This is a genomic window from Nitratidesulfovibrio sp., from assembly GCF_040373385.1.
Taxonomy (GTDB): Bacteria; Desulfobacterota; Desulfovibrionia; order Desulfovibrionales; family Desulfovibrionaceae; genus Cupidesulfovibrio.
The window spans coordinates 153,966-164,629 of sequence record NZ_JBDXXH010000003.1 but is presented as its reverse complement, the minus strand read 5'-3'; the positions used below and the strand labels follow the sequence as shown (position 1 = coordinate 164,629).

7 protein-coding genes are annotated in these 10,664 nt (G+C 66.1%); 1 reads left to right on the top strand and 6 read right to left on the bottom strand.

Annotated elements, in window-relative coordinates; genetic code table 11:
• Positions 1–4 precede the first annotated feature (4 nt).
• The gene (locus ABWO17_RS06610) at positions 5–1,264 is read right to left on the bottom strand and encodes an efflux RND transporter periplasmic adaptor subunit (RefSeq protein ID WP_353116857.1); all 1,260 of its coding nucleotides are present in this window, start codon (positions 1,262–1,264) and stop codon (positions 5–7) included.
• Positions 1,265–1,284: 20 nt separating this feature from the next.
• Positions 1,285–1,971, bottom strand: a complete 687-nt coding sequence (locus ABWO17_RS06605) for a TetR/AcrR family transcriptional regulator (protein ID WP_353116855.1) — start codon at positions 1,969–1,971, stop codon at positions 1,285–1,287.
• 414 nt (positions 1,972–2,385) lie between these two features.
• Here ABWO17_RS06605 and ABWO17_RS06600 point away from each other — a divergent pair, with 414 nt between their 5' ends.
• The gene (locus tag ABWO17_RS06600) at positions 2,386–2,994 is read left to right on the top strand and encodes a TetR/AcrR family transcriptional regulator (RefSeq protein ID WP_353116853.1); all 609 of its coding nucleotides are present in this window, start codon (positions 2,386–2,388) and stop codon (positions 2,992–2,994) included.
• Positions 2,995–3,138: 144 nt separating this feature from the next.
• On the opposite strand, the gene ABWO17_RS06595 is transcribed toward ABWO17_RS06600, so the two are convergent.
• The 4 genes from ABWO17_RS06595 to ABWO17_RS06580 all read right to left on the bottom strand — a co-directional run bounded on the left by ABWO17_RS06595 (position 3,139) and on the right by ABWO17_RS06580 (position 10,664).
• Complete coding sequence (locus ABWO17_RS06595; RefSeq protein ID WP_353116851.1) at positions 3,139–3,891, bottom strand: 4Fe-4S dicluster domain-containing protein; 753 nt, start codon at positions 3,889–3,891, stop codon at positions 3,139–3,141.
• Positions 3,892–3,898: 7 nt separating this feature from the next.
• Positions 3,899–6,931 (bottom strand): formate dehydrogenase-N subunit alpha, encoded by a 3,033-nt coding sequence (gene fdnG / locus ABWO17_RS06590; RefSeq protein WP_353116849.1) that lies wholly within the window; start codon positions 6,929–6,931, stop codon positions 3,899–3,901.
• A 451-nt stretch (positions 6,932–7,382) separates the two neighbouring features.
• A complete protein-coding gene (locus tag ABWO17_RS06585; protein WP_353116847.1) occupies positions 7,383–9,299 on the bottom strand; it encodes a cytochrome c3 family protein in 1,917 nt (638 codons plus the stop codon).
• 57 nt (positions 9,300–9,356) lie between these two features.
• Positions 9,357–10,664, bottom strand: coding sequence for a c-type cytochrome (locus ABWO17_RS06580; protein WP_353116845.1), 1,308 nt, complete (start codon positions 10,662–10,664; stop codon positions 9,357–9,359).

Genomic DNA, 10,664 nt, shown 5'->3' with positions numbered 1-10,664 from the left:
GCGCCTACTGGCGCGCGGCGGGGGTGGCCGCCGTACCTGCGGCCTGCGAGGTGGCCTGTCTGGTCGCGGGCGTCTGCCCAGATGCGGCAGACGCGGCAGACGCGGCAGACGCGTCAGGCGCGTCGGCAGTGGGAGCCTCGATGGCCCGCACCTTGCCGCCGGGCCGCACCTTTTGCAGGCCCTCCACGATCACCCGGTCGCCTGCGGCAAGGCCGCCGCCCACCAGCCAGTCGCTGCCCACCACGCGGTCCACGGTGATGGCGCGGCGCTCCACCGTGTTTTCGGCGGTGACCAGCAGCACCACGGGATTGCCCTTGGAGTCGCGGGTCACTGCGGCCTGCGGCACCAGGATGGCGCTATCGTCCTGGCCTTCTTCCAGCACGGCGCGCACATACAGGCCGGGCAGCAGGTCGCGTTTCGGGTTGGGGAACAGGGCGCGCAGGGTTACCACGCTGGTGTTCGGGTCCACGGTGATGTCCGAGAACTGCAACGCGCCTTCCAGCGGATAGGCGCTGCCGTCCTCGAACAGCAGCTTCACCCTGGCGCCGTCGGTCCCGACCTTGCGCAGCCGCCCGTCGGCCAGTGAACGCCGCAGGCGCAGCAGTTCGCCGGTGGACTGGGTGACGTCCACGTACACCGGGTCGGTCTTCTGCACCGTGGCCAGGGCATCGGCCTGATTGGCGGTGACCAGGGCACCGGGGGTCACGGAGGAGCGACCGATGCGCCCGGAAACGGGCGCGGTAACACGGGTGTAGCCAAGGTTGATGCGCGCGGTTTCCAGCGCGGCCCTGGCCGATGCCACCTCGGCCACGTACTGCTTGTACGCGGCCTGGGCGTCGTCATTGTCCTGGCGGCTCACGCCGTTGGTCGTCACCAGGTCCGCATAGCGTTCGGCCTTGAGCCGGGCGGGTTCCACGGCGGCCTCGGCCTTGGCCAGCGCGGCCTTGGCGCTATCGTACGCGGCCTGATAGGTGGCGGGGTCGATCTGGTAGAGCACCTCGCCTTCCTTCACGTCCGCCCCTTCACGGAACAGGCGCTTCTGAATGATGCCGCCGACCTGCGGGCGGACTTCGGAAACCAGCAGGGCCGCAGTGCGCCCCGGCAGAATGGTGGATAACGTCACCGGGCGGGGGCGGATGGTGATCACCGTGGCTTCCGGTTCCGGGGCGGGGCCTGCGGCGGGCTTGTCCTGGCCGCAACCGGCAAGCGCCGTCGCAAGCACGGCAAACAGGGCGATGAGTGCGTGTCTCATTGTGTTGCTCATTGATTTTCCTGAACCTTTCATCAAACTTCTGGATGTTGCTCCCACTTGGGGGAGGGGGCGTGACCGGGCAGGCCAAGGGCAAGACGCTCGATGCCGCCCAGGGAAAACTCGACGATGAAATCCGCCATGGCTTCGACGTTGCTGGGCTTCAGCACCATGTCGGGTGAAATGAGACGAATGACTTCGCTGGCGTGGGCATGCAGCACGCATTGCCCCACGATGCTCCCGGCGCAGCGCGACACCGTCTGGCTGTCGCAGCCGGGCAGAAGCTGCCGCACGATGTCCAGCAGCATGGCGTGCGCGGGGGCGCAGCAGTTCTCGATGACCGTAGGGAAATACCGCGACGAGGACTGCACGAACTCCTGCGACAGCAGCTTGCCAAGACGCACGGACACCGCATCGCCATCGCTGGCGAACTGGGCCAGCATGCTGCGCACGTAGGCCCGCAGGCGTCCGCGCGGAGACGTGAGGCTGCTGACGCCCGCGTCGCGCGGGTTGCGCCGCAGCTTCTGCTCCAGATGGTCGCGCAGCACGGCCACGTAGAGATTTTCCTTGCTGCCGAAGTGGTAGTTCACCGCCGCGATGTTGGCCCGCGCCAGCGTGCTGATCTTGCGGATGGTGGCCCGCTTCAACCCGTCGGACGCAAAGACCACCCTGGCCGCGTGCAGCAGCCGGGTGCGCGTTTCGGTATCCTGCGTGTCGCACATGACTTGACCCACCTTACGACGCTACCGCGCGGGCTCGCCGTGCCGGGAATGTCCATCCAAAAAATCATCACACCCCGCCACGGAGTGTGATCGAAACCGGTCCCGGTCATGGCCGGGCCTGCGTGGTACCCGTTGCGCATCACGCCCGCATCACGCCCGCATCAGGCCCGCATCAGGCCCGCCCGCCGCCGGATCCTTTCGGCTTTGGCAGCCTGGCGATGCGCGCACTTCGTAAAAAAACCATTTGTTTCAGCATGATGTAACGCAAGTGCGGCATCTTGCGCATTCGGACTTGCGTTCTTCGCCTCGTGGCCTATACTTTAATGACCGTACAGTACGGTTAGAAAACGTGACTGTCAACTCCCCCAATGTCGGGTTATGTTGCGAAAAACCTCACCGAGGCAGGAGACGCATATGGCGCTAGGCCGCCCCCCACGAGACCGAAGGTCCGAAATTCTCGAAATCGCCGGGCCGCTGTTTCTCGAACATGGCTACCAGGGAACGTCCATGTCGCGCATCGCAAGCGCGCTTGGCGGCTCCAAGGGCACCCTGTACGCCTATTTCGACAGCAAGGAGGCTCTGTTCGAAGCCTACATGGAAGACCGGGTGCGGGTACGCGGTGCCGCCGTGTTCGATCTGCCCCCCCATGCCGACGACCTGGGCGAAGTACTGCGCCTGTTGGGCAAGCGGTACATCAACCTGATCACCGACAAGGATCCGCAAGCCGTGCTGCGCTTGCTGTACCACGAAGCGCCGCGTTTTCCGGAGATCGGGCGCATCTTCTACGAAACGTGCATCCTGCGTGGCAGGCGTCTGCTGGCGGAATACCTGACCCGCGCGGATGCGCTGGGGGCACTGCGCATTCCCGACGCCGAGGTGGCCGCCGAGCATTTTCTGGCCTTGTGCCAGTCCACCGTGCAGATGCCGGTCATGCTCTGCGTGAAGACGGAAGTGAGCGACGAAGAGGCCGAGCACGCCGTGGAGGCCGCCGTCACCGCCTTTCTTGCCGCCTACGCGGCGTAGGTACCGGCAGGCTTTCCGGGCGGTCACCAGAAACTGCCCTTCGGCACGACAATGCAAAGGGCCGCCCGCGCAATGCGGGCGGCCCGTCTGTTTTTCCCGTATTCGCCGGGAGCACCGGATGCCACCGCCACCCCGGCTACGGCCCTACCCCATGCGCAACGGCCGCATGGCCAGCAGCGCCCTGCGGCTGAACGGACCGATGCGGTCCTGCGCGAATTTCCCCTGTGCTCCGCTTCCCGCGTCCGCCACCATGTGATGGTGGTAATGGCTGGGGTGCACCTCGCACAGGTACAGCACCCGGACAAGATCGGAATCGGCCAGCAGGGCCGCCGGGGATGTCTTCTGCACCTCGGCCAGCCGGGCGCGGGCAATGGCCAGCATCTCGTCGCGGTCGCCGAAGTGCATGGTGAACGTGGGGCAGGTCTTGACGCAGGCAGGCAGCATGCCCGCCCGCACCCTGTCGATGCACATGTTGCACTTGGTCAGCAGGCCCGTGGATTCCTCCTTGCGGGGGATGTCGTAGGGGCAGGCCTCGCGAATGGTCTGATAGTCCAGGTCCTTGGTCTTTTCCGTGTAGATCACCGCGCCGGTTGCCTCGTCCTGGATGATGGCGTCCGGGATGAAGGCATCCGCCATCATCTTGCACGGCGGCTCCAGGCAGTGGCGGCACTGCTCGGGAAAGAACACCCACTTCAGCTTGCCGTCCACTTCCACCTCGTTGAAGCGCACCAGCTTGAAGGTGTGCCCGTTGAGGTCCGGCGGGTTCTGGTAGCTGCCGGTGTTCACGGTTTCGTCGGCGGCCAGCTTCTTCCACTGCTTGCACGCGGCCTGGCAGCCCCGGCAGGCGGTGCAGCGGGTCTGGTCGATGAAGAAGGTCTTGCCCTTGTTCTCGCTCATGACTCACCTACCCTTGCTTTCCGGGCTGTGCCTTGCGGACGTTGACCATAAAGACTTTCGTCTCCGGGATTCCCGTGTTCGGATCGCCCACCGAAGGTGACAGCAGGTTGGCCGAATCGAACGTGGCGTTCTTCTTCTGGCCCCAGCCGAACTGCCAGGGAATGCCCACCTGATGCACGGTTTCGCCCATGACGGTGAACGGCTTCAGGCGCGGGGTGACGATGGCCACCACCTGCACCTTGCCACGCACCGATTCCAGTACCACCTGGTCACCGTTCTTCACGCCCAGTTGCGCCGCCAGTTCGCGGCTCATCTCGCAGAAGCCGTCGGGCTGCATTTCCTTCAGCCACGCGGTCTTGCGGGTCATGGTGCCGGACTGCCACTGCTCGGTCACCCGGTACGTGGTGCACACGTAGGGGAAGCGCGGGTCGCGCACGGCCTTTTCCTCGTGCGCGAAGTGCAGGGCCGTGGGGTTTACCCGTTGCGACGACAGGGGGTTGCCCGCCAGCGGGCTTTCGAAGGGTTCGTAGTGTTCCGGCAGGGGGCCGTCCACGCGGCCAGGACCATACAACTGCCCGCGCCCTTCGCGCACCATGATGAACGGCAGCTTTTCGCCGGGCTTCCACCCGCCGTCGGGCACGTCGCCCACCCACTTTTCGCCGTTCCAGGCAATGACCGCGCGCTTGGGGTCGAAGGGCTTGCCCGTCTGGTCCACCCCGGCGCGGTTGTACAGGATGCGCCGGTTGGCGGGCCAGGCGTACGACCAGTTGGGGAACAGGCCGATGGCCGCCTGTTCCGGGGTCTGGGTGCGATCGTGCCGGGCCATCATGTTGCCCTGTTCGGTATAGCAGCCGGAGAATATCCAGCAGCCGCACGCGGTGGAGCCATCGGCCTGCAACGCGGCAAAGCCGGGCACCTGCTGGCCCGCCTTCCATTCCTTGCCCGCGATGGTCACGTCCTTCATGAAGGTGCCGTTGAGCCGTTTGGCCAGCGCACTGGCGTCGTACGCCCCGTCCTTCAGGTAGGCGGTATCCAGGTTCAGGATGGGTTCCGGGTACTTGCCGCCCTCTGCCTTGTACAGCTTGCGCACTTCCTCGAACAGCCGGATGACGATGTCGCCGTCGCTCATGGAATCGCCCATGAACTTCGCGCTCTTTTCGCGCCATTGCAGCCAGCGGCCGGAGTTGGCCACCGAACCGTCCTTTTCCACGCTCATGCACGCAGGCAGAAAGAACACCTCGGTCTTGACGTCCTTGGGGTTCACGCCGGGGCCTTTCCAGAACAGCGAGGTCTCGTTCTCGAACAGGTTGACCACCACCATCCAGTCGAGGTTGGTCAGGCCCTTGCGGTTCTTGCCCGCGTTGGCCCCGCCCGCGCAGGGGTTCTGCCCCCACACGAACGCTCCCTTGAAGCCGCCGTTGTACATGCGCTCGAACAGCGACAGCCAAGAGTATTCCACCACCTTGGTGTCGTCGATCTTGGGCAGCCAGGTGTAGGCTTCCTTGTGGTCCGCCGTGGGGTACATGGCCTTCAGCAGGGACGCCGCGTACTTGTCCAGGTTGGACCACCAGTTGGCGCTTTGCGAATCCGCCGTGACCGGGGTGCCCGCCTTCACGTAGGCGTCGTAGTCGGCCCAGATGGCCCGGGGAATGGGCAGGTAGCCGGGCAGGTTGTCGCACAGAAGGGCGATGTCCGTGGTGCCCTGCACGTTGGATTCGCCGCGCAGCGCGTTCACCCCGCCGCCCGCGATGCCGATGTTGCCCAGCAGCATCTGGATCATGGACAGGGCGCGGATGTTCTGCACGCCCACGGTGTGCTGGCACTGACCCATGGCGTAGAGGATGGTGCCCGCCTTGTCCGGCTTGCCCGTGGCGGCAAAGGAATTCCATACCGCAAGCACCTTGTCTTCCGGCATGCCGGTGACATTCACCACGGTCTTCAGGTCGTAGCGGGCATAGTGGCGGCGCATCACTTGCAGGACACAGCGCGGATCCTTCAGGGTGGGATCCTTCAGGGTCACGCCCTTGTCGTCGGTGACGAAATTCCACTTCTTGCGGTCGTAGCTGGCCGTTTGCGGGTTGAAGCCGGAGAACAGGCCGTCCTTGAAGTCGTAGTCCGGCCCCACAAGGTACGAGGCGTTGGTGTAATCCACCACGTACTGCTTGAAATACAGCTCGTTATCCAGGATGTGCCTGATCAGCCCGCCAAAGAACACCAGGTCCGTGCCCGAGCGGATGGGCGCGTACAGGTCGGCCTTGGCCGAGGTGCGCGTGAAACGCGGGTCCACATGGATCAGCGTTGCCCCGCGCTGCTGGGCACGGGTAACCCACTTGAACGAGATGGGGTGGTTTTCCGCCGCGTTGCTGCCCATGATCAGCAACACGTCGCTGTTCTTGAGGTCGATCCAGTGATTCGTCATCGCGCCGCGTCCGTAGGACTCTGCCAGAGCCCCCACAGTGGAACTGTGTCAGATGCGGGCGTGGCTCTCCAGGTACACCAGGCCGAGGGAGCGGTGCATGGCCTGCAACAGCCAGCCCTCCTCGTTGTCGATGGCGGCGGACCCTACCGAGGCGATGGCGCGGGTACGGTTGACCGGCTGGCCCTTGTCGTTGACGTCCTCGAACGACGCATCGCGGGTGTCCTTGATCTTGCGGGCAATACGCGGCAGCGCCCAGTCCCACGACTTTTCCTCCCACTTGTCGCTGCCGGGGGCGCGGTACAGCACCTTGGTGATGCGCTGGCTCTGCTCCGTGGTCTGCCAGATGGACGAGCCCTTGGGGCACAGGGTGCCTTCGTTGGTGGGGTGGTCCGGGTTGCCTTCGATATTGATGGTGCGCCCGGTCGCGGGGTCGGTCCAGACCAGCAGGCCGCAGCCCACCGCACAGTAACAGCATACGGAGGTGGTCAGGGTGGCCTTGTCGATGGCCAACCCTTCCGCGTGTACCGCGACCGGGGCAAGGCTGATGCCCAACCCCCCGAACGCAGTGGCCACGGCACCCGTGGCAGCGAGCTTGATGAAGCCCCGCCGGTTCATTTTCATGTGTGCCTCCTGACGAAGGATGCGGGTTGCGCGCGGAAAATGCGCACCGGGCGCGGGCGGAAACGACATGCCGCCCCGCGAAAGCTGGCGCCCAGCATTCCCTGCATACCACATCGCACGGATATGGGAAGCCACTTTCTTCCACGTTATCAGCCATATATGTCTTTTTTGACAGAATGACGGGGCGGGCGGACGCCCGAAACAGACGGGGCGCGCGATGTGTTCCGCGCGCCCCGGTGGGTATGATGTGGTCAGGCTGTGGGCCTCGTCGGCACTGCGAGGATTTTTGTTCCCTGCCAAGGAAGAGCGCTTTTTTATGAAGGGAGTGTGCGGCAGCCGTTAGGCGAGTTCACGAGCCTTACGGATGGCGACCGCAGCGCGCCCTCGATGGTACTCGACCGGAATAAAAAAGCGCTCTGACGAAGGCAGGGGACAAAAGGACCGCAGTGCCCTACGACTTCAGCTTGTGGCAGTCCCGGCACTCCGTCGGCCCCGCGGCCTTGCCCGCCGCCAGCAGCCTGGCGTGGCAGGCGTTGCAGCTGGGCCCTTCGCCGTGGAAGGCGTTGCGGAAGTAGCGCGGGTTCTCCCGATCCTTGGGGGTGCCGGTTTGGGCGTCCACCACCACGTCATGGCAGTCCTTGCTGGCGCACTTCATGGGGCCGCCGTCCACGTAGCCCTTGTGGTGGCAGGTGCCGCAATCCACAGTGGGGGTGTGCGCCTCGTGCGGGAAGGGCACGCGGGGCTTGGCCAGTTTCGCCCCTTGCGGCACGGTGACAGTGACCGCCTTGCGCTCCACCAGGGGGTGGTGCACCGAGAATTCCGGCGTCTCGCCGTGGCAGACGGAGCAGTTGCCGGAGGCACCCATGGCGCGGGCGTACTGCTGGTACTGCATGGGGGGAATGTTGTCGCGGTCGCGCCCCAGCGGGTTGCGCGCCGGGTACACCGCGTGCGGCGCCCCGTGGCAGGCCGGGCAGCGCAGCATGGTGGTGTCGTCGGTGCGTTCGGCGTACAGCCCGGCGGCATCGGCGGTCCACTTGTTGAACGCGCTGGCGGTGGACGACCTGGGCTTTTCGGCAAAGTCGTGGCAGCCCGCGCAATCCGGCAGGTTCACCCACGGGGTGCGCGGGGCGATGTCTTTCGCATCCTTGACCGCCACGGGGGTGATGGCCGCCATCAGCCGTTCGGCGGCGGGGTTGCCCGCCTCCTGCTCCTTGCGCAGCAGGGACAGGGCATGGTCTTCCATGGCCCCGTGGCAGCGGGTGCAGTCCAGCCCCTTGGTCACGTGGTAGTCGCGCCAGAAGCGGGTGGCCCCGTCGGGCGCGGAAGGATGGCAGGCATTGCAGGCGTCGGCGCCGCGCCCGGCCATGTAGGCGGCATGCCAGCCGTGGATGGCGGCGGACATGGCGGGGGGCACGGGCTTGCCCGCGTCGGCCTTGGCTGCGTCGGCCTTGGCTGGCGGTTCATGACAACCGCGACAGACCACGGTAGTGCCGGACTTGGCCCGTTTGGCCAGGTCCGTGCCGTTGATGCGGTCGTGCACTTCCAGCACGTCGGCGGCGGTGGCCGGAGAAATGCCCGCCACGCCGCCCACCTTCCACTCGCCGCCGTGACAGTTGCGGCAGCCCATCTCGGTGGACACCGGCAACACGCAGCGGGTGGTGGCCAGCAACGCGCCCGAGGCGTCGCGCGCCTCCACGGTCACCGTGGGGTACGGGTTGAACCCGTTCCCGCCGCCGGTCCCCGTGTACGGCAGCACGGGAATGCCCGTGGCCTCGTACAGGGTGGTGCCCTCCACCAGCTTCAGTTCGCCGGAAAGCTGCTGCGCCTTGCCCCGCGTGCCTTCCGCCGGTTTCGTGACCGGAGTGGTGGCGGCCTGCCCGGCAGGGGAGAGCGAGGAATCGGCCACGGCGGCGGGCTGCGCTGCCGGGGGGGGTGCCTCGCCATCCAGCCGCCAGGTCAGGGTGGCGCCCTCGGTCACGGCCTGCGGACCGGGGCCGCGATGCACCAGTTGCGCCCGCAGGGTGGAGCCGGGGGGCAGCAGGGTCCATGCCGGTTCCGCGTCGGTGACGTGCTGCATGCCCTGCCTGCTCCACGCCACCAGCACGTGCCCGTCCTTGCCGGGGTCGAACGGGGGCACGTCGGTGACCAGTTGCCCGTAGCCGGTGCCGCCCTCAACGCGTGAAGCCGTGCCCGTCTGGCCCGAAACAGGTTGGCCCGAAGCAGTCTGGGCAGTCCCTGCCTGCTTGACGGCGGGCCGCATGGACGGCGCGAACAGTTGCGCGCCCAGAAAGCCCACCGCGAACACGGCCACCACGATCAGCCACACGCGGAACAGGTTTTCGGTCAGGCGGTTGTCGGTCTTGTTCATCGTCGCATCTCCCTGCGTCGTTGCTGCCGAAAGCTCACAAATACAGGTCCGGGCGGCTTAGCGCGCCAAACGAATATCCACTTCATGGGCAATGTACACAGCCAGCGCGTTGCGCTCCGCCGGGGTGCCGCAGAAGGGCGGCATGTAGGGCAGCAGTTTGCCCTGCCCGGCCAGTTGCGCCTCCATGCCCGCCACGCCGCGTCTGGCCGCGCGCGGCACCATGTCCAGCATGGGGTTGCCCATGCCGTGGCAGCTGGAACACTGTTGCGCCCACAAGAAACGGCCCACGTCCAACCGGTTGGCGTCGGTCACCTCGCGCGTGCCCGCCCAGGCGGTAAGCGACAGCGCACCGTCGCGCTGCATGCGCTCCACGTCCGCCGCGCGTATCCCGTTGGAATACATGTACCCGTGGATGACCCACGGACGGCGCCCCGTCTCGCGCACCCACTCGAAGGCCCCCACCTGGGCAAGGCCCAGCAGCAGCACCACGCCCGCCAGCACGGCCCGCGCCCTGCCGCTTGCCTTCACGAAAAAGGCCAGCCCGCCCAGGAACAGCAGCGGCGTGACCACCGGCCAGGCCAGGGCGAAGGGGCGAATGTCATCGGTACGGCGCAGGATCATGGCCTGCTGGTCAGGGGGAAGCGCGGTGAAATACCATGCCGCGCCCAGCAGCAGCCCGATGAACGGCAGGCACACCCATTTGGCCGACCAGCGGACCATGGCCTCGCGCGTTGCCGGGTGGGGTATGCGCAGCGCCGTGACCATGGCGAAGAGCCCCGCCAGCAGCAGGCACAAGGCAAAGCGGAACACCAGCGCGGGCCAGAAGGTGGGGTTGAAGAACCCGTCCCAGAAGTTGCCGGTGCGCAGCCACTCGCCGGGGGTGAGCATGAACCCGATGATGCCGTTGATCATGAACAGCGACAGGAAGGCGAACAGCGCGTACAGCCAGCCCGCCGTCATGTGGTCCTTCTTGTTCATGCGGCCGGACAGGCAGCGCTGGAAGGTGTAATAGTACACCAGCAGCGCCACTATCTCGCCCAGAAAGAACACCCATTCCGTGGCCCAGCCGTACAGGAACAGGTGCACCAGTTGCGAGGTGGCCGCCGGGCTGACCAGCGAGATGATCAGCCAGATGCCCACGCCGGTCACCCCGCCGAAAACCATGCTGAGCAGCACGAAGAACCGGCTGTGCCGCTTCACCCACTGCAATATCTCGTTGTTGCCTTCCGCGTGGCCCTTGCGCTCGGCCATGACCAGAAAGAACCCGCCCCCCACGGCGAACTGGGCCACGAACACGTGGATGACCGAAATCAGCGCGATGAGCAGGCCGCCGTTCACCGGCAGTTGCCAGACCGGGTACTGCAT

Coding starts and splice junctions, on each gene's coding strand:
- ABWO17_RS06610 (WP_353116857.1), bottom strand. CDS start 1,264: ATGAGCAACACAATGAGACACGCACTCATCGCCCTGTTTGCCGTGCTT.
- ABWO17_RS06605 (WP_353116855.1), bottom strand. CDS start 1,971: ATGTGCGACACGCAGGATACCGAAACGCGCACCCGGCTGCTGCACGCG.
- ABWO17_RS06600 (WP_353116853.1), top strand. CDS start 2,386: ATGGCGCTAGGCCGCCCCCCACGAGACCGAAGGTCCGAAATTCTCGAA.
- ABWO17_RS06595 (WP_353116851.1), bottom strand. CDS start 3,891: ATGAGCGAGAACAAGGGCAAGACCTTCTTCATCGACCAGACCCGCTGC.
- ABWO17_RS06585 (WP_353116847.1), bottom strand. CDS start 9,299: ATGAACAAGACCGACAACCGCCTGACCGAAAACCTGTTCCGCGTGTGG.
- ABWO17_RS06580 (WP_353116845.1), bottom strand. CDS start 10,664: ATGCAGTACCCGGTCTGGCAACTGCCGGTGAACGGCGGCCTGCTCATC.